The sequence below is a fragment of the Pseudomonas sp. PvP028 genome (assembly GCF_017832255.1).
GTDB classification, from domain to species: domain Bacteria; phylum Pseudomonadota; class Gammaproteobacteria; order Pseudomonadales; family Pseudomonadaceae; genus Aquipseudomonas; species Aquipseudomonas syringae.
Genome location: NZ_JAFIBL010000001.1, coordinates 4042291 through 4067079 on the forward strand (window position 1 = coordinate 4042291; position 24789 = coordinate 4067079).

Sequence of the window (24789 nt, forward strand, 5' to 3'; positions counted from 1 at the left end):
GCAGACACGTCCTGCATCTGCTGTCCCGTTGCCTTAGAAAATATTGATCGGGTAACTCACGATCACCCGGTGCTCATCGGAATCACGCTGGCTGGCGAATTCGGTGCGCAGTTGCGCGTGGCGTAGCGCGACGCTGAGGTTTTTTGCCGGGCCGGACTGCACCACGTAACTCAGGGTGACGTTGCGTTCCCATTCCTTCTTGTCGCCGTCGGACGTCTGGATGTTCGAGCCGCTTTCATACATTGCCAGGAAGTTGAGACCCGGTACGCCCAGTCTGGCGAAGTCGTAGCCATAGCGAACCTGCCAGGTACGTTCTCCGGCGCGCTGGAATTTACCGATCATTGACTCGGTCATGAAGTAAGCAGTCGAGCCGTCACCCTGATTCAGCCAGACCGCGTCGCTGTTGCCGGTCACGGCCTGGTAACCCGCGGCGAAGGTGTGGCCATTGATCAGGTAGGTGAACTGGGCGCTGGAAAGGCGGCTGTCGACTTCACCCTTGGTGACGCCGTTGCCGTAATAACCCACTGTGTAGAACGCCGGGTCGTGACCGTTGGCGCCGTCCGAGCGGTTGTCGAAATGGCGCAGGTCGGTGCGCAGGATGCCCGGACCCAGTTGCATGTCGTATTTCAGGCCCAGAAAGTTCTGCTTGTAGAAGTTTTCCAGGTTGCCGTAGTAGTACTGCAAGGTCAGGTCTTTGGTCGGTTTGTAATCGACGCCTGCATAGTAGAATTTGTTGACGAACTCGCCGGTCAGCGGGTTGTTTGCACCCGGAATCGACATGCCCATCTGATTGGTCGAACCACGGCCCATGACATGTTCCAGCTGGCCTGCGGTGAAGGTGAAGTCCTTCAGGTCGCCAGACTGAATCTGCCCGCCACGAAAAGTCTGTTGCAACATACGGTCGGTGGACATCACCACCGGCAGCATCGGCACCAGCGTGCCGTATTTCAGTTCGGTCCTGGAGACGCGTGCCTTGAGCGTCGCCCCCAGGCTGCTGAACTCGTCGACCGCACGACCGTCGCTGTCTGTGGGGAAGATATTGCCATTGAACGCCGTGCTTTGCGGGTTGTAGTGATGGCCTTTGCCCGAGTCCAGACGAATGCCCAACTGGCCGAGTGCATCGACACCGAAGCCCACTGTGCCTGGCGTATAGCCCGACTGGTAGTTGAGCATGAAGCCCTGGCCCCACTCCTGCGTGTAGTTCGGGTCGGCAGCGCCGCTGCGGTTGTCTGCGTTACTGAAGAAGTTGCGCGCAAGAATACTGGCCTTGCTGTCCTCCAGAAAACCTTCGGCGTAGCTCTGCTGAGCGATCAGCAGACCACAAAAGCCCGCAACGAAAGGGGCGGCGCGATTGATACGCTCCATCGGATTCATCCTCATGCTGTAATTAAGTGTTTTTTGAGAGGCAGAGTCAGGCGGCAGTCAGGTTTCTTTTTGTTTTTCAGGCGCAGGTGTTACACATGAATCCGTTGCAGGCGTTGTTGCACCGGGCACTCGATGAAGCTCGACGCGAGGCAGACGATGCAGAACCAGCAGCGCCAGCACGCCCAGCCCGGCGCACGTCAGCAGCCCCGTGCCCACCGCCTGGGCGAGGGCGGTGCGGGCTATCAGCAGCGCCGCATCGACATTGGCAGGCGTGTGCTGCAGCAGAACCTGAGGGTCAGCCAAGCGCGGTAAGGCCGACGCCTGACCTGCTGCGTTCAGCGCACTTTGCAGGTTGGTGACATACAGCAGCTTGACCAGCACGCCCATGGCTGCCGTACCCAGCAAACCGCCGACCAGTCGCAAGGATTGCGTCAGTGCCGTGGCGATACCGAGAAATTGCCGTTCGGCGAGCGTCTGGGTGAATACGGTCAGGTTGAGCAGAATGAAACCCAGCCCCAGCCCCGCCAGCAGAATGAGCCCCAGCAAGGTGCTGAACCCGGCATGCAGCCCGACCAGCGCCAGGGCAGTGCAGGCGACTGACAACGCAGCAAACCCGGCGACCGGCAGCCGGTTGGGGTTGGCTATGCGTGTGACGATCCGGCTGTTGACGATGGCGCCCAGCGTAATGCTCAGCGCCAGCGGGGTAAGCAGTAACCCTGCGTCTTTTGGCGAGTAGCCGTAGCTGCCCTGCAAGAGCAGCGGCAGATAAAAAAGAAGAGTGAACATGATGGCGCCGGCCAGCAGCGACATGATGAACAGCAGGCGGATGCTGCGGTCGGCGAATAGTCCGGCGGGCAGCAAGGCAAAGGCACAGCGGCGCTCGTGGAACCAGAGGCCGGCCATGGCCGCGAGGGTCACGGCGCCACAGGTCAGGCTGACGGACAGAGAACGCTGGCCCAGCCATTCGACGAACAGTTGCAGGCTGCCCAGCGTCAGTACGATCAATAAAGCCCCGAGCCAGTCGAGCCGGATCGCACCGGCAGAATGGGCTCGATGCCCTTGCGGGCGATACCACGGCAGAAAGCGCCAGGCAAAAAACAAGGCAACCACGCCCAGGGGCAGATTCAACCAAAAAACCGAACGCCAGCCAAACTCGCCGGACAGATAACCGCCCAATCCTGGGCCGATGGCATTGACCACGCTGAACATGGCACTCAGCAACACCTGCCAGCGCAGCCGCTGGCGGGTGTCGGGAAACAGTTCGGGCACACAGGCAAAGGCGGTACCGATCAACATGCCGCCGCCCACGCCTTGCAAGGCTCGCCCGATCACCAGCACCAACATGCTGTCTGCCAGTGCGCAGAGCAGCGAGGCCAGCGTAAAGATGATTGTTGCGGCCAGCACGAACGGTTTGCGCCCGTAAAAATCGCCCAGCCGGCCAAAGATCGGGATGGTCACGATAGAGGCCAGCAGGTAGCCGGTGGCGACCCAGGCGTACAGCTCGAAACCGTTGAGCTCGGCGACGATGCTTGGCAGTGCGTTGCCGATGACCGTCTGATCCAGCGCGGAAAGGCCCAGTACCAGTGATATGCCGAGCATGGCCAACAAGGCCTGTTTGAAGGTCAGGGCTGGATGGCTCGGCGTCGTCATGTCGAGGTGCTCAGCGCAATGCAGCGACAGCAGTCGCCATGCGCGCGCAGCCGTCTTCAAGGGTTTCCAGTGCTGTAGCCGTAGACATCCGGAAAAACGGTGTCAGGCCATAGGCGGTGCCTGCGACAACGGCCACGCCCTGACTTTCCAGCAGGTACAGCACCACGTCTGTATCGGCTTCCAGTACCGAACCTGACGGTGTGGTTTTGCCGATCAGTGCCCCGCAATTGACGTAGAGATAGAACGCGCCTTCCGGCTTGATGCAGCTCAGGCCGTCAATGGTGTTGATCAGCTCAAGGCAACGATCACGGCGCTGTTTGTAGACCTTGACGCTGTCGCTGACAAAAGACTGGTCGCCGTTGAAGGCAGCGACTGCGGCGGCTTGGCTCACCGAGCAGGCGTTGCTGGTGGACTGCGATTGCAGGGTCGCCATCGCCTTGATGATATCGTCGGGGCCTGCGGCGTAACCGATGCGCCAGCCGGTCATGGCGTAGGTCTTCGACACGCCGTTGATGATCAGCACGCGTTCGCGCAGCGCCGGCTCGACAGTGAGCAAGTGGCTGAGCGGAGCGTCGTCGTAGCGGATGTGCTCGTAGATGTCATCGGTCATGACCAGCACGTGCGGGTAATCGAGCAGTACGTCGGCCAGCGCGCGCCATTCGGATGCGCTGTAGGTGGCACCGGTCGGGTTGCTCGGCGAGTTAAGCAGCAGCCAGCGGGTGCGCGGCGTGATCGCATTGCGCAGTTGCGTGGCAGTCAGCTTGAACTGATCTTCTTCCGGGCATGCCAGGGTCACAGGGCGACCGTCGCAGGCCAGGACCATGTCCGGGTATGACACCCAGTAAGGCGCGGGGATCAGCACCTCATCGTCGACACCCAATGTCGCCGCGAATGCATTGAAGATCGCGGCCTTGGCACCACTGGTGACCACGATCTGGCCGGGCGCATAAGCAAGGCCGTTTTCACGCTGCAGCTTGGCGGCGATGGCCTCGCGCAGCGCCGTGGTGCCCGCGTTGAGCGTGTAGCGGGTTTCACCATTCTCGATGGCGGCACAGGCGGCCTGACGAATGTGCGCTGGCGTGTCGAAGTCCGGCTCGCCAACCACCAGATTGATGATCGATTTGCCTGCGCGCCGCAGTTCATTGGCCCGATCGGCAGCAGCACTGCTTGGCGACGGTTTGATGCGGAGCACGCGGGCAGCGATGCGAGATGCGGTCACGTTGGCATTCCTCGTTGATGGCCTTGATGAGGAATACGTTACGAGCCAGCGAAGCGCTCGCCATAAGACGAGTTCGTTCTGGGTTGATAGGCAGCGCTTATGACCGCAGATGAACCAGCGTTGCACCAAAAACGGGCGGGCAATGGTTGCAGGGGGATCAGCGCCTGGCAAACCCGATCAGCGGAGACTGACATAGCAATTGCTTATGTCTGGTTTTCTGGAGCTGGCCTGGGTCTTGCTGAAGCCTCCTGATCGCGACTCTGGAGTGCAGCACCTTGAACCTTCGCCGTTTGAAATATTTCGTGAAAATTGTCGATATCGGCAGCCTGACCCAGGCCGCCGATGTGCTGCACATCGCACAACCTGCGCTGAGCCAGCAGTTGGTGACGCTGGAGGCCGAGTTGCAGCAACAGTTGTTGATCCGCACCAAGCGCGGCGTCACCCCGACCGAGGCGGGCAAGGTGCTGTATGGGCATGCTCAGGTGATCCTGCGCCAGTGCGAGCAGGCACAGAGTGACGTCAACGCCAGCGGTCTGGCTTTATCGGGGCCGGTGTCGGTAGGGCTGGCACCCGGCACTGCCGCTTCGACCCTGTCGCTGCCGTTGCTCAAACGCGTACGCGAGCGTCATCCGGGCATTCTGCTGTACCTCAATGAGAACTTTGGCACCACCCTCAGCGAGTTGATCATGAATGGGCGCATGGACATGGCCGTTCTCTATGGCGGGCGAGAGGTGCATGGCCTGAGTTTCGTGCCGCTGATACGCGAGCAACTGTACCTGGTGAGTGCCGAAGAGGCGCTCCAGGGCCGCGAGGAAATTCCGCTCAGCGAGCTGGCCGATATCGACCTGCTGTTGCCGCGCACCTACAACACTGTCCGGCGTCTGGTGGATGAGGCATTTGTGCGTATCGAGCGCAGTGCCCGGGTGGTCGCAGAAGTCGAATCTTCGACGACGCTGGCTGCTGCAGTGGCCGATCGATTCGGCTCGACCATTCTTCCCGAGTCTGCTGCACGGGTGCTGGCAGACACGCATACGGTCAACCTGAGCCGCATTGTCGAACCCGAAATCGAAGCACCTCTCGCGCTGTGCCTTTCCGGGCACTTGCCGCTGTCGGTTCCGGCCCAGGCGGTCAAGGCGATCCTTCTGGAACTGGTCGCAGAGATGCGCGGCAACCGCCGTACGCAATGATCGCGACGTCATAAGGGGCGCTTATCACCCCACAGTCAAACCGTCTTGGCGGTCAAAAACCTGCCTCGTTACATTGCCCTCAGCCACATTTCATTTGCCAGGCAAGGGCTGTTGCATGAAACCGGAACGTATCAAAGCACTTATCGACCTGATGGCCGAATCGGACCTGAGCGAACTGAGTCTGTGTGAAGGCGACGCGCAGCTGCGTTTACTGCGCGAGCCCGCTCAGGTCGCCAATCGCGTCAATCCGGCTGTTTCGACAGCGCAGACGACGCCCGCAGCGCGCCCTGTTTCTCCGACTCAGGCAAGTACGACGGCCGCCGTACAACAGACACAGGCGTGCGCTTCGCTGTACGGGGTGTTGCACCTGACGCCGGCACCCGACCAGCCGCCTTTCGTCGAGATCGGCACGTCCGTCGAGGTGGGGCAGACCCTTGCCGTGGTCGAGGCCATGAAGATGTTTCATCCGGTGAAGGCCGAAGCGGCAGGGGTCGTGACTGCCATTCTGGTTGCCAATGGCGAAGAAGTTCAGGCCGGTCAGGCGCTGTTCAGCATTGCTTGATGGCCTTGAGCTGCCTTGCAGAGCGTCTTGCGGGTTCACCGATCAGGGGTTTTTGATGTTCGATAAAGTGTTGATCGCCAATCGTGGCGAAATCGCCCTGCGCATACAGCGCGCCTGCAAGGGCCTGGGCCTGCGTACGGTCGCGGTGTATTCCGAAGCGGATCGCGATGCCGGTTATGTACAACAGGCCGACGAAGCGCTGTGCATCGGTCCTGCCGCCGCAGGGCAGAGTTATCTGAATCAGGCGGCCGTGCTCTATGCCGCGCAGCTGACCGGTGCTCAGGCGATCCATCCCGGCTATGGGTTTCTGTCTGAAAATGCCGCGTTCGCCGAACGCATCGAGCAGGCTGGCCTGACCTTCATCGGCCCCAGCGCTGCGTGCATTCGGGTGATGGGCGACAAGGTCGCAGCCAAGCGGGCGATGCGCGAGGCTGGCGTGCCGTGCGTACCCGGTCCGGACACCAGCATGCCCGCCGATGCGCAAAGCATCGTGCAAATCGCTCGCGACATCGGTTACCCGGTCATCGTCAAGGCCGCAGGCGGCGGCGGAGGGCGGGGCATGCGCGTGGTTCAGGAAGAGTCTCAGTTGCTCGATGCCATTGCGCTGACCCGCGAAGAAGCCCGGCACGCCTTCGGCAATCCCGAGTTGTATATCGAGAAGTTTCTGGGTCAGCCGCGCCATGTCGAGATTCAGGTGTTATGCGATGCCTACGGCAATGCCGTCTGGCTCGGCTCGCGGGACTGCTCGATGCAGCGCCGCCACCAGAAGGTCCTCGAGGAGGCGCCTGCACCCGGCATCGACGCAGCATTGATGGCCAGAGTAGGCGAGCGTTGCGCGCAGGCCTGCCGCCAGATCGGCTATCAGGGCGTCGGCACGTTCGAATTCCTCTTCGAAAAGGATGAGTTCTATTTCATCGAGATGAACACCCGCCTGCAGGTCGAGCACCCGGTAACGGAAATGACCTCCGGCATCGACATTGTCCAGCAGCAGATTCGCATGGCGATGGGCGAGCGGCTGAGTTTCAGTCAGGCCGACGTACGCGTTTCGGGCCATTCGCTGGAGTGCCGGATCAACGCCGAGGACCCGCGCAGCTTCATGCCGACGCCGGGGTTGGTCACTCGCTGGCAGATCCCCGGTGGTTTCGGTGTGCGGGTCGATTCGCATGTCAGCCACGGCTACCGTGTTCCGCCTTATTACGATTCGATGGTGGCCAAGGTCATCACCCATGGCGCCAGTCGCGATGAGGCGTTGGCACGCATGCGTCTGGCACTGAGCGAAATGCACGTCGAGGGCATCTCTACCAACATCGCGCTGCATCGCGACATTCTGCAGGACCCGGTGTTCTGCAAGGGTGGCATGGACATTCATCACCTGGAGCGCTGGTTGCAGACAAGGAGCCAACCATGAGTCTCGTGCAGGCGCCGAATGCGCCAAGAATCACCTTGCTGGGAACCACCGCGTTGCTGTTCGAAGCACCCGGCGAGCTCGACCTGGCACCGCAGCAACGGATATGGGCACTGGCCCGTCTGAGCAAGGACTGGCCGCAGGTACGCGAGGCGGTGCCGGGGATGAACAACCTGATGCTGACCTTCGCGGCGCCACCACGGGACCTGGCCGGTCTGAAAACCCGCTTGCTGGAGACCTGGGAGCAGTGCCAGCCGCTGCCATTGCAAGGCCGAATCATTGAATTGCCGGTGGTGTACGGCGGTGATGGCGGCCCGCACATGGCTGATGTCGTCGCGCATACCGGGCTGGATATCGAAACCATCGCCAATCTGCACTGCGAGCCGCTGTACCCGGTGTACGCCTTGGGCAGCCATCCGGGTTATTGCTACCTGGGCGGCATGGACCAGCGCCTGGCAACGCCTCGGCGCAAGGTGCCAGTACTCGATATCGGTGCCGGGTCGGTCTCTATCGGTGGCGTTCAGACAGGTATTTCCGCGTCGGCCGGCCCCAGTGGCTGGAACACCATAGGACGCACGGAGATGGTGTTTTTTGATGCGGGCCAGCAGCCTCCGGCGCTGTTGCAACCCGGCGATCAACTGCGCTTGCGCATCGAGAGGATCATCCGATGATCGAAGTTATCAGCGCTACGGCACTGGCGACCGTTCAGGATCTTGGGCGACACGGCAGCCTCGGTTACGGCGTCGGCACGTCTGGCGCGATGGACACGCTGTCACTGCGGCTCGGCAACCTGTTGCTGGGCAACGATGAAGACGCGGCGGGCATTGAAATTCCGCTGTTCCCGTTCGAAGTTCGCTTTGTCGATGACTGCACCTTTGCGATCACCGGCGCCGCCTGCGCTGCGTCGCTCGATGGTGAGCGGCTGCCGGGCAATTGGGTCGCCCAGGCACGCAAGAATCAGGTGTTGCGGCTCAATTACCCGACGATGGGCAGCCGCGTATATCTGTGCCTGGCCGGTGGCGTCGATGTGCCGTTGGTACTGGGCTCGCGCAGTACGCAATTGCGTGGGGCTTTTGGGGGCTGGCAGGGCCGTGCGTTGCAGCAGGGCGATGTGATTCCTGCTGGCGCTGCCAATGAACCGCGTGCCAGTGATTTCGGGGTGCAATCGTCGGTGGCAGCCTTGCCGTTGTTGCTTGACGGGTTGCCCGCCATCCGGGTGCTGCCGGCTGCCGAATTCGACTGTTTCAGCGCCGAGGCGCAAGCAACGTTTTTTGCCGGCGAATGGAAAATTACCACGCAGAGCAACCGTTACGGCTACCGCATGGAGGGCACGCCCTTGATTGCGCGCGAGGCGCTGGAAATCCGCTCTCATGGCATCGTGCCCGGTGTGATTCAGGTGCCCCACGGCGGACAGCCGATCGTGCAGATGCGTGATGCCCAGCCCAGTGGCGGTTATCCCAAATTTGCCACGGTCATTGAAGCCGACCTGTGGCGCCTTGGGCAGGCGCCGATCGGCAGCAAGGTGCGTTTTGTGCAGTGCAGTTACGACGAGGCGGTCGAGGCGCTGGACACCAATCACGCTTTCATCGAAGACGCCCGGCGCATGCTCGCGCTGCGCAGCCTGCAAGGACATCGCTGATGAACATCAAAGAGATTCGCCAGCTGGCAGCATGGATTCGGGACGCCGGGCTTACTGTACTGGAACTGAAACGCCCGGGTTTCGAGCTGTTGATCCGCCGTGGCGAGCCTGTGCAGGCCTGTGCTGCGCCTTCTGCGCCACAAGTTGCCGCTGAACAGTCTGCGCTGACTGCCCATGTGGTAACCGCCGATAACCCCGGCGTATTTGTCTCGAGTCATCCTGATGAACGCGACAGCTACGTGAAACCCGGCGATGCAGTGGCTGTGGGGCAGTTGCTGGGGCTGTTGCGTATCGGCCTGTTGTATCTGCCGGTGCGCAGTCAGCAGGCAGGGCGCGTACTGCGCTTCCTGGCCGCCGAAAACGAGCGCGTCGGTTATGGCCAGCCGCTGATTGAACTGGAGGAACATGATCATGCGCATTGATCTGAATGCTGATCTGGGCGAGGGCTTCGGGCCCTGGACCATGGGCGAGGACGAGGCGTTGATGTCATTGATCTCCTCGGCCAACGTGGCGTGCGGCTTTCACGCCGGCGATCCGCTGATCATGGACAGCACGGTGCGCCGCGCCAAGGCGCTGGGCATCGATCTCGGTGCGCATGTCGGCTTTCCGGATCTGCAGGGGTTCGGCCGCCGCAGGATGAACATCGAACTCAAGGAGTTGTGCGCCATCGTGGTGTATCAACTCGGCGCTCTGGCGGGCCTTGCGGCCGCTGCCGGCTACCGCGTCACGCACATGAGTTTTCACGGTGCGCTGGGCAATATGGCCGCGGCCGATGCCGAACTGGCCGGGCCTCTGGTAAGGGCCGTCGCAGCGTTTGACCCGCAATTGATCATCAGCTCATCCAGCAGCGCGGCCATCGAGAGCGCCGCCGAGGCGTGCAACCTGAGGGTGGCGACGACCTTTCTGGCTGACCGCGCCTATGACGAAAATTGTCTGCTGGTGCCGCGTGGCATTGCCGGTGCGGTGGTCAAGGACCCGGAGCAGGTCCGAGCCAGGGTTGCGCAGCTGCTGCAGGAGGGCACGGTAACGACCCTGAGCGGCAAGCGTGTGGCGGTCAACGCCCAGTCGATTCTGTTGCATGGCGACACGCCGGGGGCGGTGGAGCTGGCGCGCAGCATTCGCCGGAGCATCGAAGAGCAGGGCGGTGTCATCACCCCGGTTTCACAGTTGCTCGGGTCATAAGCGCAGCTTATCGCCACACAACCATTGTGTCTTGGTCGCTGCTCGTGACGCTCGTTAAAGTCCAGTACAAGGCGATCAGCATTACTAGCCAAGCGGCTGATCGACGCTTATTCAAGGAAACCCTGACATGCCTTTTTCCGATTACAAAACCGCGCTGGTCACCGGCGCTTCTTCCGGCATTGGCGAGGCCGTCGTCGAGCGGCTGTGTGCCGAAGGTCTGCAGGTCCATGCGCTGGCGCGCAGTGCCGACAAGCTGGCGGCATTGGCGCAGCGCACCGGTTGTATCGCGCACGCTATCGACGTGACGGATCTGGCTGGCCTGACGGCCCTGTTTCAGGCCCATCATTTCGATGTCGTGGTCAACAATGCCGGCGTCGACCGGCCCGGCTCGCTGCTCAAAGCGGACGCTGAAGGGATCGATCTGCTGGTCGATGTGAACCTGCGCGCGGTATTGCAGATTGCCAGGCTCTCGTTGCCGGGGATGGTCGAGCGTGATTGCGGGCACATCATCAACATCAGCTCGATCGCTGCCGCGTACAACTTCGGTGGCAACTCGACGTACCACGCCACCAAGGCGGCGGTGAGCATGCTGTCCCGGCAGTTGCGCATCGATGCCTTCGGCAAGCGCGTGCGGGTTACCGAAATCTGTCCGGGGCGCGTGGCGACGGATATCTTCGCCCACGTGCATGGCGACTCCGAGGAAGTGCGCAAGCGTTTCATCGAGGGCTATGAGCTGCCGGTGGCCAAGGACATTGCCGATGCGATCGCCTATGTGATTGCCGCGCCCATCGCAGTCAACATCGGCCACATGGAGATCACCCCGACGCTGCAGGTGCCCGGCGGACTGTCGACCGCACGCCCGCAGGACTACGAAGGCTGAGACAGCGTCTTCAAGCGCTGTACCCATCACGAGAGCGGCACCAGCCGCCATGCCATACCCGCGCCAGACTCACTGGCGCCTTGCTTCTGCCCTGGCTGAATGTCTATGGGAACAACCATGACGAGTAAATTCGATCTTTCAGCGATCCTGCAGGGCGAGTACGCCGAGCTGATCGTCAAGGGCATAGAAACGACCCTACAACTGGCCTTGGTTGCCTGGTGCCTGGCCATGGCGATTGCCCTGCTGCTGGTGTCGATTCGTCTGACCGGCAACAAGTACGCCGAGCGCCTGGTGGCGGGCTATGTGTCCTACCACCGCAATGTGCCAACGCTGGTGCAACTGATGCTCTGGTATTTCGGTATTCCGACGTTGCTGTCCGAAAGCACGCAGATCTGGCTGGCCAACTACAGCACCGAATATCTGTTCTCGGTCATCGCCCTGGGGCTTTGCCAGGCGGCGTACTTCAGTGAAGACATCCGCAGCGGGTTACGCGCGATTCCAGCCGGGCAAGTCGAGGCGTCGCGTGCCCTGGGCCTGGGCTATGTGCGTTCGATGCGCTACGTCATCCTGCCGCAAGGGGTTCGCAACTGCCTGCCGTCGCTGATCAATCACACGGTCCTGTTGTTCAAGAACACCAGTCTGGTCATGGCCATCGGCGTGGTGGAGCTGACTTATGCCACCCGTGAGGTCGAGAACTACACCTTCCGCACTTTCGAAGCGTATCTGGTGGCAACCGTGGTCTACCTGGCCATTTCACTGATGCTGATGGGCCTGGGCGCGTTGCTGGCCCGGCAGTTCAGCAAAGCCATGGCGAGGTAGGCGGCGATGTTCGATGTCTTCACGATTGTTCGCGATAACTGGACCTTGCTGCTGGTCGGTCAATACCCCCATGGCCCGATGGGCGGCCTGATCTCGACGCTAATGCTGGCGGCGCTGGCACTCTTGCTGGCCTTTCCCCTGGGGCTGCTGTTGTCGCTGGCGCGGGTCTCACCGTGGCGCTGGCTGCGCTACCCGGCGACGGTCTGGGTCTATGTGATGCGCGGCATTCCGCTGCTGATGGTGATTTTCTGGACCTACTTTCTGGTTCCGTTGCTGATCGGCCATAACATCACCGGCTTCACCACCATGCTCTGCACGCTGGTGGTCTATCAGAGCGCCTATCTTTGCGAAATCATCCGCGGCGCTATTCAGGCGCTGCCCACCGGTCAGTACGAAGCCTCCCGCGCACTGGGCATGGGCTACCTGCGCACCACGATCTGGGTGATCCTGCCGCAGGCGCTGTACAACGCCTTGCCGAGCCTGATCAGCCAGTTCATTTCGATCATCAAGGAAACGTCGCTGGGCTACGTGATCAACGTCCAGGAAGTGACCTTTGCCGCCAATCAGATCAATAACCAGCTGCTGACCAAGCCGTTTCAGGTGTTCTTCATCCTGGCGATCACTTACTACGTGCTGTGCTACGGCCTGACCCGTCTCGCCGCCGTGGTGGAGCAGCGGATTGCCCGCAAACGTGAAGGCGATGTATCGCCTGTGCCCGTTCCCCGGCCTTTGACTACCGATAATTGAGGGTTGCCCAATGCATCCGATGATCATGTTTTCCAGGATCAATAAATGGTATGGCGAGTACCAGGCCCTGACCGATATCACCGCTGAGGTGCAGCGCGGCGAAGTGGTAGTGCTGTGCGGGCCTTCAGGCTCGGGCAAGTCGACGCTGATTCGCACCGTCAATCGTCTTGAGGACGTGCAGCAAGGCCAGATTCTGTTTGACGGCCGTGACGTCAACGGCACCGACGCCAACGTCAACCGGCTGCGCAGCCGCGTGGGGTTTGTGTTCCAGAGTTTCAATCTGTTTCCGCACCTGTCGGTGCTCGACAACATCATCCTGACCCCGACCAAGGTCCGTGGCTTGAAAAGCAGCGAAGCGCGCGCCCGCGCCATGGAGTTGCTGGATCGGGTAGGGCTGGCACACAAGGCCGGTGCCTATCCGGCGCAGTTGTCCGGTGGCCAGCAGCAGCGTGTGGCGATTGCCCGTGCGCTGGCCATGGAGCCGCCCGTCATGCTGTTTGACGAGCCTACCAGCGCACTAGACCCGGAAATGGTCGGCGAGGTGCTCGGCGTCATGAAAGGCCTGGCCAAAGAAGGCATGACCATGATGTGCGTCACCCACGAGATGAATTTTGCCCGGGAAGTGGCCGACACCATCTGGTTCATGGATGCGGGGCAGATCCTCGAAAAATCCAGCCCTGAGGTGTTCTTTCAGCAACCGAGCCATCCGCGTGCCCAGCGCTTCATTGCCGACCTGCGCAGCCACTGAGCGCAGGCACTGATTTCAGCGAATCACTCAATTCATTTCCAGGAGTCTCACCATGCGTATCAAGTCTGTACTGGCTGCACTGGCGTTGTCGCCGTTGGCTGTTTCAGCGGTCCATGCCGATCAGCTCAGCGATGTGATGAGCAAGAAAAGCCTGAGCTGTGGCGTGTACGCCGACGTTCCGCCGTTCTCGGCACCGGACCCTCAAACCCGCGAACTGGTGGGCATGGACGTCGATCTGTGCAAAGCCCTGGCCAAACACATGGGCGTGGAGCTGGAACTCAAGCCGCTGTCGGTCGAAGCACGTATCCCGGAAGTCAAAATGGGCCGCGTGGATGTGATTTTCGCCAACCTGGCTTACACCAAGAGCCGTGCCGAGCAGATCCAGTTCAGCGACCCTTACTACATCGCCAAGGAAACACTGGTAGTTCGTGCGGCGAATGCCGATCAACCGAAATCGTTCTTCAAGGGCAAACGCATCAGTTCGACCAAAGGCTCTACGTCCGAGCAGTCGATCCGCCTGGCTGACGCAACGCCAGTGACCTTCCAGGACACCGGCTCTGCCTACATGGCACTGCAACAGAACAAGGTGGTGGGCCTGGTGACCAACACCATGACTGCGATCAAGCTGGTCGGGCAGGCCAAGGCTGGCGGCGTGGAATTGGCAATCGCCAAGGAACCGATGGCGCTTGAGCCCATTGGTGCCGGCATGTGCCAGGGCGAACCGGCTTTTCTGGCGAAGGTCAACGAATCACTGCGCGCAATGGAAGCCGCAGGCGAGATCGATGCAATATGGGCACACTGGATAGGCCCGAACACCGAATACAAGATGGTTCGCGAAGACAAGGTGCAAAGCCTCAGCGAATTGAAGTTTGATCCGTTGCCTTGATCAATGGCATGAAGCCGACCAAAAGGTCGGCCTCATGCAAGACCACACGATGGATTCCCGCCGCAACGGCACCATCGCGCCTTGATCAGATCTTGATATTTCCTTGATGGTTTATTGAAAGCCGAGGTTCAGAGTTCGACCGACAGTATCGATCGTCGGCATGACCCCGTGTGGGCGTCTCAGAGGACAAAATGTCTGATCGCTCAGGTTCGGTTTCTGCATCGGCAGTCGGCGCTTCACTCTCCCGAAACAGACGTTTCGGCGTATCCCCGGTTTGGCTGGTTCCGCTGCTTGCTGCCTTGATAGGCCTTTCGCTGCTGATCGGCAGCACACTGTCCAAAGGCCCGAGAATCTTCGTCACCTTCCAGAGCGCCGAGGGGCTTGAAGCTCAAAAGACGAAGGTCAAGGTCAGGAATGTCGTGATTGGCAAGGTATCGGCCGTGGTCTTGAACAACGACCGCACAGGCGTGGTGGCGACGGTGGACCTTGATGCCAACGCCCGTGCGTTCACTGCCGAGGATTCCCTGTTCTGGGTGGTGCGCCCGCGTATAGGCGCCACCGGTGTGTCGGGCGTGGATACCTTGCTTTCCGGGCCATTTATCGCGGCGGACAGTGGCACGTCCGGGCGTACGAAAAAACACTTTGTCGGTCAGGAAACTGCGCCACCCATTACCTACGGTACAAAAGGCACACGTTTTACCCTGCACGCCGGGGACATGGGCTCTCTGGAGGTGGGGTCTCCTGTGTACTACCGACGCATTCAAGTCGGACAGATAGCGGCCTGCCATTTATCCGCGGACGGCAAGGGCGTGGATGCGGAAGTTTTCATCAATGCGCCCGACGACAGGTTTGTGACTACTGATACACGCTTCTGGAATGCCAGCGGCATCGGCATGACGGTGGACGCCGATGGTCTGAAAATAAAGACTGAATCAGTTTCGACGATACTGGCGGGAGGGGTGGCCTTCGTCGAGCCGGATTACAGCACGAAGGCACCCAGGGCTGCAGAGCATGCACGCTTTACGCTGTTCGACGATCAGCAGAAGGCGCTGTCGCCGCCCGACGGCGAACCGGGTTACATCCGCATGATATTCAGTCAGTCGCTGCGGGGGCTTGAGGTCAATTCACCGGTCGAGTTCATGGGGATAGCACTGGGGCGAGTCGTCTCTGTAGACCTGGATTACGACGCGGCCAGCCAGTCGTTCACCAGTATCGTCGGGGCGGTGATTTACCCGGATCGCCTGGGTATGGCCAATGAAAAAATCGTAAAGACATTGGGCGTTACCGACGATGCACGTACGGCGCAGTTGATAGCCGACTTCGTCAAGCGGGGCCTGCGTGCACAGCCTCGCAGCGAGAGTCTGCTGACCGGACAACTGTATATTTCGCTGGGTTTTATCGCCAACGCTACGCCGGTACCGTTCGATGTCAGTGCGCAGCCGCTGATAATCCCGACCGTGCCGGGGGAGCTTGAAAAGATGCAGGAGCAGGTACAGCAGATCATCGACAAGGTCGGCAAAGTGCCGGTGCAGGAGATCGCCGGCAACCTGAATGGCAGCCTCGGCGAGGCGCAGAAGACGTTCAGGCTTTTCAACGCGCAGGTGATGCCTGAACTGCACGGCGTTCTGCTGCAATCCCGAAGCACGCTGGACATTGCCGGCGCAGCGCTCGCCGAGGACTCGCCTGTGCGTCAACAGATCGACCGGACAATGGATGAGGTTCAGCGCATGGCCCGCTCGGTAAGGGTCCTGACCGATTACCTGGGCCGCAACCCCGAAGCCTTGGTGCGTGGCCGCACCCGGCAGGATCCACCGGGTATCTACCAGAAGACCGCGCCTGCTCAGTTGGCCGATTAAGCCGAGCCGGACGGCTTCAGTACCTCGGTTTGACCGCCTTCCAGTCCGGCTTGTACTTCTGCATCTGCTTCACATCATCGCGCTGCCGGATTCCACAGCTGTAGTACTGGTCGTTGAGCTTGCCGAGCTGGTCATGGTCCAGTTCCAGCCCAAGACCGGGTGCGCGGGTGATGCTGACACAGCCGTCGACAATCGGCAGTTTGCCGCCCTTGATGACTTCCTCGTCCGGCTCCTGCCATGGGTAGTGCGTGTCGCAGGCGTAGTCCAGATTGGGCACCGACGCTGCGACGTGGGCCATGGCCATGAGGCTGATACCCAGATGCGAGTTGGAGTGCATCGACACGCCCAGGCCAAAGGTGTCGCACATCTTCGCCAGCGCCTGAGTGTCGCGCAGGCCGCCCCAGTAATGGTGGTCGGCGAGCACGATCTGCACGCTGTCGAGGGCTACGCTGCGGCGGAACTCGTCGAAATCGGTCACCACCATGTTGGTCGCCAGCGGCAGGCCGGTGCGTTTGTGCAATTCGGACATGCCGTCGAGGCCCGGCGTCGGGTCTTCGTAATATTGCAGGTCATCGCCCAGCAGTTCGGCCATGCGAATCGAGGTCTCCAGTGACCAGTTGCCGTTGGGGTCGATGCGCAGTGGATAACCGGGGAAGGCTTTTTTCAGCGCCTTGATGCACGACACCTCGTGTTCCGGCTGCAGCGCACCAGCCTTGAGCTTGATGCTTTTGAAGCCATAGGCTTCGATCATGCGCCGGGCCTGAGCGACGATCTGCTCTTCGCTGAGCGCTTCACCCCAGCTGTCGGGCGCGTAAGGGGCATCGGCATGCTGCGCGTATTTGAAGAAAAGGTAAGCGCTGAAGGGTATCTGGTCACGAAGGGCACCGCCGAGCAGGTCCACCAGTGGCAGGTTCATGGAACGCGCCTGCAGGTCCAGAAACGCCACCTCGAACGCAGAATAAGCATTGCTGACCGCCTTGCTGGCGTGTGAGCCCGGCGCCAGTTCGGCACCGGCCAGGCTGGCAGGCTTATGCGCCGCCACGGTCGCCTGGACGATGCTGCGCAGCTGATTGAGGTTGAACGGGTCGAGCCCGATCAGTTGGTTCTGCACCTGTTGCTGAATCGCCAGTGCCGGGGCATCACCATAGCTTTCACCGAGGCCGATGTAGCCGTTGTCGCTTTCCACCTCGATGATCGAGCGCAGGGCAAAGGGTTCGTGAATACCACTGGCGTTGAGCAGCGGCGGGTCGCGAAAGGCGATAGGGGTCACGGTTACACGGATGATTTTCAAAGGGCGGTCTCCCGAAGGTCAGGGTTTGAGGCTGGAAGGGGTGCCAGTGACGGCAGGGCTGAGCGCTGCGGGCCGCTCAGCCCTGGACGGGCGGCCGCGGTCACCTCGTGGCGTGGTGCGGGCGAAGAAGATCACCACCGCAGCCAGCAGCGATGTCGCTGCCAGCCCATACAGACCGCCTTGAATCGAACCGGTGGTCTGCTCCAGAAAGCCGAACGTGGTGGGCGCAACGAAGCCGCCCAGGTTGCCGATAGAGTTGATCAGCGCAATGACCGCAGCGGCAATGCGTGCATCCAGATAGCCCTGAGGGATTGGCCAGAACAGCGCAGAGGCGGCCTTGAAACCGATTGCCGCGAAGCAGATGGCGACAAAGGCGAACACTGGACCGCCCACGGTGGACATGAACATGCCGGCTGCGGCAATGACCAGGGTGACCGCCACCCAGGCCTGCTGGTGCTTGAAGCGTGCCGCCAGTGCTGCAAAGCCGTACATGGCCACGATGGAGATGATCCATGGGATCGAATTGAACAACCCGACCTCGAGATCGCTGAAGCTGCCCATTTTGCGGATCATGCTCGGCAGCCAGAAGGTGGCGCCGTAGATGGTCAGTGCCACGGAAAAGTAGATGAAGCAGAACAGCAGGATCTGCCGGTCCGCCAACAGTCGGAATACCGAGGGTCTGACGGTTTGTGAAGCTTCGCGCAGCCGTTGCTCTTCGGCGATGGCGGTGCTGAGCGCGGTTTTTTCTTCGTCACTGAGCCAGCGGGCTTCATGAGGATGTGATTGCAGCCAGAACCAGACGAAACCGCAGAGCACGATCGACGCGAAGCCTTCGATCAGAAACATCCATTGCCAGCCATGCAGGTTCAGGCCCTCGATGCCGAGCAGGGCGCCGGACACCGGTCCGGAAATCACCGACGCTATCGCCGAACCGCTGAGAAACAGCGCCATGGCCTTGCCGCGGTCGCTGGAAGGCAGCCACTGGGTGAAGTAATAGATGATGCCGGGGAAGAAACCGGCTTCGGCAGCGCCCAGAATGAAGCGCAGTACGTAGAAACTGGTTTCGCCTTGCACGAACGCCATGGCCATCGCGGCCGCGCCCCAGGTAAACATGATGCGGGTCAGCCAGGCGCGGGCACCGTAGCGCTGCAAGAGCATGTTGGAGGGGACTTCGAACAGTGCGTAACCGACAAAGAACAATCCGGCACCCAGCCCGTAAGCTGCTGCGCCGATGCCCAGATCGGTTTCCAGATGGCTGCGTACAAAACCGATATTGACCCGGTCGATGTAATTGACGATGAACATCACCACGAACAGCGGCAGCACGTGGCGTTTCACCTTGGCGGCCGCACGGGCAAGCACCGTGGCGTCCGTAGTACCAGGGACGGTATTCAAGAGGCGACTCCCATTCATTGTTTTTTTGGGGATGAGTCGATCATGGAGGTGTGTATTATTCCCGTCCAATCCAGTTAGTGACTTGATTGATACCGGGAGTGGATCAATGTTCGAGCTTTCCCAACTGCGTTGCTTCACCACGGTGGCCACGGAGCTGAATTTCCGCCGTGCCGCCGAACGGCTCAACATGACACAGCCGCCGTTGAGTCGGCAGATTCAGATACTGGAGCACAATCTGGGCGTCGAGCTGTTCACCCGCAGCACTCGCAGTGTGGCCCTGACTGCGGCGGGCAGGGCTTTTTTCATCGAGGCGCAGACCTTGCTGGAGCGCGCGCAGCAGGCGGCCATTTCGGCGCGGCGCTTCGCCGAAGGTGACATCGGCTCGGTGACCATCAGTTTTGTCGGCAGCGCGGTGTATGAGTTTCTGCCCAGAGTGATCGCCGAGGCGCGCCTCAAGCAACCGCAGGTGAAGATTTCCCTGACGGAAATGAACACCTATCAGCAGCACGAAGCACTCAGGGCGCGGCGCATTGACCTGGGCATCTTGCGAGCGCCGTTGTTTCAGCCGGGTTACGAGAGCGAATGCCTGGTACGCGAGCCGTTCGTGCTGGCCGTACCGAGCAGCCATCGGCTAGCGCATGCCGATTCGGTGGCGGTGGCCGATCTGGATGGCGCGCCGTTCCTGATGTATTCGCACTCGGCGTATCCACCGTTCAACGAACTGCTGACCGGTATGTTTCGTTCCGCGCAAGTTGCGCCGGAGTATGTCCAATGGCTTGGATCGTCACTGACCATCCTGGCGCTGGTCAACGCCGGAATGGGGTTGGCATTAGTACCGCGTTGTGCGACCAATGTGGTGTTCAAGGACGTCGTGTTTCGTGACATTGACCTGGGCGAGGGCGTGCAGAGCGAGTTGCACCTGGCCTGGCGTACCGACAATGACAATCCGGCGTGCCGGATGCTGCTTGAAGCCATACGTGCGGCCGTCAGGGCAGATGAAAATTGAAGCGAAAAACCTTGCAACGCAGTGGCATCAACTATCATTCATTCAGTCGATAGTCATCATCAAGCAAGGCAAGTTCTGTTTTTCCGGCAAAGGAGGAGGATGGCGCCATAGCCACCTGCTCCAAAGGGAGACGACGCGATGAGAATCTTCAATCTGTTGACGTTTGCTGCCGTGTTCAGCACCAGCATTGTGTTCACTGCCCCCGTCAATGCTGCCGTCTCCCCGGTCTCCGAACAGTCCTGCCATTTCATGCCCGTCGTCGACAGCGCCGCCAGCCTGCAACACACTCAGTCGGTGGGCGTGCTGTACAGCGAAAACACCCTCAGCAACCTTCAGTATTTGAACAAATACCATTCGGTTGCACTCAGGAGCGGCAGCAATGGCGCACTCGATGCGCGTATCCGCAACGCATTCATCAACAGCTCGGACCCTGCACTGGCGACCGACTGGCTGGTGGGTTCATTGAAGAAAGAGTTCGCCTCGGTAACCGTTTACGACAATCTCGATGCGCTGATGCAGGCGCGGCCGGACGTGGTGGTCATGCTCGACACTTACAATCGTCTGGTGAGCAAGCGCAACAGTCAGGTCGAGGCGCGGTTCATGGCGCGCTTCTATGACAATGACCTGCAATACATCGGCAAGGCCGAAGGTGAAGTGGTTCGGGAAATGACCTCGGTCTGGGTGCAAGGCAAGGCCGCTCCAGAGATCGCGGCACAGATCGATCAGCAGCGTGATTTGCAGGTGAATGCCTTGAAACAGTTCGACGCCTCGCTCAAAGCCCTGGTCATGCAGGCCGACCGGGCGCAGGTGGCGGCGAACTGATGGAGTGACTGCGTCAAGCCTGAGAGGCTGTTGACCGACAGAAACTGCTCATCGACTTTCGCTGCTTCAATACCGCCAGCCATCAGCATGGTCGCCTGCAAATGGAAGATCGGCACGTTAGTGCCCTTTGTCCGTAGAGGACGCTTGAAAGGTGTACAAGCGTCATTGATCCAGGCGCGCGCAGGGGGAAAGTGACCGGCGGGTTATTTCGATTAAACCGACGCACGGCTTGGTTTTTACCGTAAAGAATTAATCACATCCGCCGAGAGCCTGACAAGCGAACCGACAATTAGCTGTCCGTTCGTATGGTGAGCAGCAAGCCACGTGTGCTTTGACTGTGGTAACAGAGAAGCCTTGCGATGCTGAAAAAACTACCGGGTGCCTTGCGTGCCCTGATGTCTGTGCCCGCTGATAACCCCAGGTTGTTGCAGGCCCAATACGTTGCGTTGTCCCGACAACTGCCATTGATGTACTTCGTGCTGCTGGTCAATACCTGGGCATTGGCGTTCACTCACTGGCGAACCGCTCCGGTGTGGCTGACGCTGCTGGTCCCTGCGCTGCTGACGGTTATCTGTGGCGTCCGTGCACGCAAATGGTTGCGCACGGTAAACCGGCCGCCGCCGGCTCCGGCGATCATTCTGGCCACGTTGCGTGGTACGCACGGCCTGGCTGGCGTCATAGCGGCCGGGTTTGCCGCCTGGTCGCTGTCGCTTTACCCCTATGGCGATGCCTATTCCCAGGCGCATGTCGCTTTTTTCATGGGCATTACGGTGATTGTCTGCATCTTCTGCATGATGCACTTGCGGCCTGCAGCGCTGACCACCGCGCTGGTCGTCAACACCGCCTTCGTTATTTTCTTCGCTTCCACTTACAACATTACCTTTATCGCCACAGCGGTGAACATCGTGCTGGTGTCGATCGGCATGCTGATCATTCTTCATTACCAGTACCGCGATTTCACCAGCCTGGTGAATGTGCAGGTAAAGACCGAGCAACTGAGTAACGAGAACCTGTTGCTGGCCAATCAGGACAGCCTGACAGGCCTGCCCAATCGTCGACAGTTCTTTCAGACGCTGGATGCCGCGATGATTGAGGCAGTGGCGCAGCGCAGCGAGCTGGCAGTGGGCGTGTTGGACCTGGACGGGTTCAAGCCGGTCAATGACCTTTATGGTCATCGAATCGGCGACCGTCTGTTGATGCTGGTTGCTGAACGCCTGACCAGCGCCTCAAGCGACAAGGTGCATGTGTCGCGACTGGGCGGTGACGAGTTCGCGCTGGTGATAAAGGGTGACATGGACAGCGACGCGTTGCTGGCGTTTGGCAAGCACCTGTGTGACCTCATGCACGAAAGTTTCGAGCTGTCGGACATGCCAATCCAGATTGGCGCGACACTGGGCCTGGCGACGTACCCGGCCACGGCGGATAACGCGACCCAGCTGTTCGAGTTTGCCGATTACGCGCTGTATCAGGGCAAGAACCATAACCCCGGCACCACCTGCCTGTTCTCCGCCAGCCATCGTGAGCAATTGCATGTGGACGGCGTTACCGAACAGGCCTTGCGGCGCGCCAATCTGGAAACCGAGTTCCACGTATTGTTTCAGCCGATCATTGAAAGCTGCACGCGCGAAACGGTCGCTTTCGAGGCACTGGCGCGCTGGAACAGCCCGGAACTGGGATCAGTATCGCCGGCGCATTTCATTCCGATCGCCGAGCGCATCGGTATGATCAACAAGCTGACCGCGCCTTTGTTGACCCGCTCGCTGCACATGGCCCTGTCCTGGCCTGCGCCTGTCAGGCTGTCGTTCAATCTGTCAGCGCACGACTGTGCGTCTCTGGAAAGTGTCAGCCGAATTGTCGAGATCATCAAGAACAGCGGCTTCGATGCGTCGCGGCTCGATCTGGAAATCACCGAAACGGCGGTCATGCAGGATATTGCTCAGGTGCAGCAGGCCATTACCCAGTTCCGCAAGCTGGGTTGCGGTATCTCGCTGGATGACTTTGGGACCGGCTTCTCCAGCCTCAGTCAGTTGCACGCGCTGGCGCTGACCAAGCTGAAGATTGACCGCAGCTTTGTCACCGGGGTGCACAACAACCCGGCCAGCTACAAGATCGTCAAATCACTGGTTGCCTTGAGTCTGGACATGTCCCTGGGCTGCGTGATCGAAGGCGTAGAAACGCAGGATGAGTTGAATGCACTGACCACTCTGGGTTGTACGATGGTGCAGGGCTACTTCTACAGCCCGCCGATCAGTTTTGCAGAGACGCTGGCCTGGATTGAAATACCCGATGAAGAGCGCACCTTCGGTTACGCCATCTCGTGCCCCGTCTGATCGATTGCATGTGGGCCATTCACTCGGGCGTGCGTGGGGTAAGATGCCTTCTTTGATCTCCACGGAAGCCTTTTGATGAGCAAACCCGGGCAGACCGTCCTTGTTGCGCTGCGCAAGATGATTGCATCAGGCGAGCTGGCTGCCGGCGAGCGCCTGATGGAGGTGCCGACCGCCGAGCTGTTCGGCGTTTCGCGCATGCCGGTGCGCATGGCGTTCCGGACGCTGGAGCAGGAGGGGCTGCTGGTGCCCTTTGGCGGGCGTGGTTTTCAGGTGCGCTCGATCAGCCCGATGGAAATCGCCGGCGCGGTGGATGTCCGCGGTGTCCTCGAGGGGCTGGCAGCGCGGCAGATGGCCGAGCGCGGCGTGACCCAGGAGGCGCGCGACGAGCTTGAAGCCTGTCTGGTGCAGGGTGATGCGCTGTTCGAAAAAGGCCATGTCACTGAAGATGACCTGGAGGTCTATCACGACATGAACATGCGTCTGCATCGCGTGATCGTCGAGGGCAGCGGCAATCGTGCCATTGCCGATGCACTGTCACGCAACGACCATCTGCCTTTTGCCTCGGTAACCGCGCTGGCCGTGGATCGCGACAACCTGATTCGCGAATACCGGCGGTTCAATTTCGCCCACATGCAGCATCACGCCGTGGTGGATGCGCTGGCCAACGGGCAGGGCGCTCGCGCCGAGGCGATCATGCGCGAGCATGCCAATGCCACCTTGCGCTACGCGGAAATCTTCGGCGCAGGGCAGAACGAGCGCATGAAGGTCATTCAGCGCCCGGACTGATCAGATATCGAGCACCAGCACGGGTGTCTTCGAACGTGAGCAGCAGGGCGTGAACTGATCGTTGAGCGCCTGCTCGTCTTCGGTCAGAAACAGGTCGCGATGATCCGGAATGCCTTTCAACACCCGCGTCAGGCAGGTGCCACAGACACCTTGCTCGCACGACAGCGGAATATCGATGCCATGGCTTTCGAGCACCTGAGCGACGGTTTTATTGGCCGGAATGGCAATCACCTGCCCGGTACTGGCGATTTCGATTGAAAAACTGCCGTCGTTGCTGGTGTCTACCGGCTCTGCGGAAAAGTACTCACGGTGCAGAGTATCCTCGGACCAGCCAGCATTACGCGCGCTGTCGAGGATGTATTGCATGAAACCGCCTGGCCCGCACACGTACAGATGGGTATCGGGCTGTGGGTTGGCGAGCACTTTGGCAGCCTCCAGCGCGGTGTTCGGCTGTTCATCGAAGTGCAGCGTGATGCGCTCGGCAAATGCCGAATGCTTCAGGCGTTCGATAAAGGCGCCGCGCTCGGCGGAACGCACGCAGTAATGCAGCTCGAAATCGGCAGCCTCCAGCGCAAGTTGTTCAGCCATGCAGAGGATGGGCGTGATGCCGATACCGCCGGCGAACAGCAGCGTGCGTCGGCTGTTTTCAGCCAGCGGGAACAGGTTGCGCGGTTCGCTGATACGCAACTGTGCGCCAGTCTTAATCTGTTGATGCAGGCTGCGCGAGCCACCACGCGAAGCCGGGTCGTTGAGGACGCCGATCAGGTAGCGGTGACGCTCGTTCGGGGCATTGCACAGCGAGTACTGGCGGATCAGCCCGTCCGGCAGGTGCACGTCAATGTGCGCGCCCGCGGTAAACGGCGGCAACAGCGCTCCGTCTGCTCGCACCAGTTCAAAGCTGCAGATATCCAGCGCTTCATCGTTACGTGATAACACCGTCACGTCGATCATGGTAAGTCCTCGGGTGACCGCGGCACGGGTCACTTCTGATTGTTGTCTTCGTGTTTCGACGAG

23 protein-coding genes and 1 pseudogene are annotated in these 24789 nt (G+C 60.4%); 17 read left to right on the top strand and 7 right to left on the bottom strand.

Annotated elements, in window-relative coordinates; genetic code table 11:
• Positions 1-33: 33 nt before the first annotated feature.
• From JOE34_RS17975 to JOE34_RS17985, 3 genes are read right to left on the bottom strand one after another with little or no spacing between them, the layout of a single operon-like run.
• Positions 34-1365, bottom strand: a complete 1332-nt coding sequence (locus JOE34_RS17975) for an OprD family porin (protein ID WP_046266277.1) — start codon at positions 1363-1365, stop codon at positions 34-36.
• Positions 1366-1422: 57 nt separating this feature from the next.
• Positions 1423-3015, bottom strand: coding sequence for an MFS transporter (locus JOE34_RS17980; protein ID WP_046266284.1), 1593 nt, complete (start codon positions 3013-3015; stop codon positions 1423-1425).
• A 10-nt stretch (positions 3016-3025) separates the two neighbouring features.
• Complete coding sequence (locus JOE34_RS17985; RefSeq protein WP_046266278.1) at positions 3026-4234, bottom strand: aspartate transaminase; 1209 nt, start codon at positions 4232-4234, stop codon at positions 3026-3028.
• 275 nt (positions 4235-4509) lie between these two features.
• On the opposite strand from JOE34_RS17985, the gene nac reads away from it, so the two are divergent.
• From nac to JOE34_RS18050, 13 genes are all read left to right on the top strand, one after another.
• Entirely contained in the window at positions 4510-5421 is a 912-nt protein-coding gene (gene nac / locus JOE34_RS17990) for a nitrogen assimilation transcriptional regulator NAC (RefSeq protein WP_046266279.1), read from the top strand.
• Between the two features lie 115 nt (positions 5422-5536).
• On the top strand, positions 5537-5983 hold the full coding sequence (locus JOE34_RS17995) for an acetyl-CoA carboxylase biotin carboxyl carrier protein subunit (RefSeq protein WP_024665397.1): 447 nt from the start codon (positions 5537-5539) through the stop codon (positions 5981-5983).
• A gap of 55 nt (positions 5984-6038) precedes the next feature.
• Positions 6039-7391: an acetyl-CoA carboxylase biotin carboxylase subunit gene (gene accC / locus JOE34_RS18000; RefSeq protein WP_209996288.1), complete on the top strand. Its 1353-nt coding sequence runs from the start codon at positions 6039-6041 to the stop codon at positions 7389-7391.
• Positions 7388-8059, top strand: coding sequence for a 5-oxoprolinase subunit PxpB (gene pxpB / locus JOE34_RS18005; RefSeq protein ID WP_010404797.1), 672 nt, complete (start codon positions 7388-7390; stop codon positions 8057-8059). The genes accC and pxpB overlap by 4 nt, the downstream gene beginning before the upstream one ends.
• Positions 8056-9027, top strand: coding sequence for a biotin-dependent carboxyltransferase family protein (locus JOE34_RS18010; protein WP_010404793.1), 972 nt, complete (start codon positions 8056-8058; stop codon positions 9025-9027). Before pxpB ends, JOE34_RS18010 begins: the two co-directional genes overlap by 4 nt.
• Entirely contained in the window at positions 9027-9449 is a 423-nt protein-coding gene (locus tag JOE34_RS18015) for a biotin/lipoyl-containing protein (RefSeq protein WP_010404790.1), read from the top strand. Before JOE34_RS18010 ends, JOE34_RS18015 begins: the two co-directional genes overlap by 1 nt.
• Positions 9439-10209 carry a 5-oxoprolinase subunit PxpA gene (locus JOE34_RS18020; protein ID WP_046266285.1) on the top strand — a complete coding sequence of 257 codons (771 nt, stop codon included), beginning with the start codon at positions 9439-9441 and terminating at the stop codon, positions 10207-10209. The genes JOE34_RS18015 and JOE34_RS18020 overlap by 11 nt, the downstream gene beginning before the upstream one ends.
• A 127-nt stretch (positions 10210-10336) precedes the next feature.
• Positions 10337-11089, top strand: a complete 753-nt coding sequence (locus JOE34_RS18025) for an SDR family oxidoreductase (protein ID WP_003370854.1) — start codon at positions 10337-10339, stop codon at positions 11087-11089.
• A gap of 117 nt (positions 11090-11206) precedes the next feature.
• A complete protein-coding gene (locus tag JOE34_RS18030; protein ID WP_003401075.1) occupies positions 11207-11908 on the top strand; it encodes an amino acid ABC transporter permease in 702 nt (233 codons plus the stop codon).
• A 6-nt stretch (positions 11909-11914) separates the two neighbouring features.
• Positions 11915-12655, top strand: a complete 741-nt coding sequence (locus JOE34_RS18035) for an amino acid ABC transporter permease (protein ID WP_003394185.1) — start codon at positions 11915-11917, stop codon at positions 12653-12655.
• A 19-nt stretch (positions 12656-12674) separates the two neighbouring features.
• The gene (locus tag JOE34_RS18040) at positions 12675-13403 is read left to right on the top strand and encodes an amino acid ABC transporter ATP-binding protein (RefSeq protein ID WP_170963801.1); all 729 of its coding nucleotides are present in this window, start codon (positions 12675-12677) and stop codon (positions 13401-13403) included.
• A 52-nt stretch (positions 13404-13455) separates the two neighbouring features.
• Positions 13456-14289 (top strand): ABC transporter substrate-binding protein, encoded by an 834-nt coding sequence (locus JOE34_RS18045; RefSeq protein ID WP_209996289.1) that lies wholly within the window; start codon positions 13456-13458, stop codon positions 14287-14289.
• A 191-nt stretch (positions 14290-14480) separates the two neighbouring features.
• Positions 14481-16145 (top strand): MlaD family protein, encoded by a 1665-nt coding sequence (locus JOE34_RS18050; protein WP_209996299.1) that lies wholly within the window; start codon positions 14481-14483, stop codon positions 16143-16145.
• 16 nt (positions 16146-16161) lie between these two features.
• On the opposite strand, the gene JOE34_RS18055 is transcribed toward JOE34_RS18050, so the two are convergent.
• Entirely contained in the window at positions 16162-17436 is a 1275-nt protein-coding gene (locus tag JOE34_RS18055) for a glucarate dehydratase family protein (RefSeq protein WP_209996302.1), read from the bottom strand.
• 18 nt (positions 17437-17454) lie between these two features.
• Positions 17455-18798 carry an MFS transporter gene (locus tag JOE34_RS18060; protein ID WP_024960947.1) on the bottom strand — a complete coding sequence of 448 codons (1344 nt, stop codon included), beginning with the start codon at positions 18796-18798 and terminating at the stop codon, positions 17455-17457.
• Between the two features lie 139 nt (positions 18799-18937).
• Here JOE34_RS18060 and JOE34_RS18065 point away from each other — a divergent pair, with 139 nt between their 5' ends.
• Together JOE34_RS18065 and JOE34_RS18070 are read left to right on the top strand one after the other, a co-directional pair.
• Entirely contained in the window at positions 18938-19837 is a 900-nt protein-coding gene (locus tag JOE34_RS18065; RefSeq protein WP_209996304.1) for a LysR substrate-binding domain-containing protein, read from the top strand.
• 138 nt (positions 19838-19975) lie between these two features.
• Positions 19976-20659, top strand: coding sequence for an ATPase (locus tag JOE34_RS18070; protein WP_209996306.1), 684 nt, complete (start codon positions 19976-19978; stop codon positions 20657-20659).
• 26 nt (positions 20660-20685) lie between these two features.
• On the opposite strand, the pseudogene JOE34_RS25945 reads toward JOE34_RS18070, so the two are convergent.
• A pseudogene (locus JOE34_RS25945) lies at positions 20686-20787 on the bottom strand (nucleoside hydrolase); the annotation flags it as partial.
• A 231-nt stretch (positions 20788-21018) separates the two neighbouring features.
• Here JOE34_RS25945 and JOE34_RS18075 point away from each other — a divergent pair.
• Together JOE34_RS18075 and JOE34_RS18080 are read left to right on the top strand one after the other, a co-directional pair.
• Positions 21019-22989 carry an EAL domain-containing protein gene (locus tag JOE34_RS18075; protein ID WP_003426508.1) on the top strand — a complete coding sequence of 657 codons (1971 nt, stop codon included), beginning with the start codon at positions 21019-21021 and terminating at the stop codon, positions 22987-22989.
• A gap of 75 nt (positions 22990-23064) precedes the next feature.
• Positions 23065-23775 (top strand): GntR family transcriptional regulator, encoded by a 711-nt coding sequence (locus JOE34_RS18080; RefSeq protein WP_004417635.1) that lies wholly within the window; start codon positions 23065-23067, stop codon positions 23773-23775.
• Here the strand turns inward: JOE34_RS18080 and JOE34_RS18085 are convergent, their stop codons facing one another.
• Complete coding sequence (locus JOE34_RS18085) at positions 23776-24726, bottom strand: PDR/VanB family oxidoreductase (protein WP_004417636.1); 951 nt, start codon at positions 24724-24726, stop codon at positions 23776-23778.
• Between the last annotated feature and the right edge of the window lie 63 nt (positions 24727-24789).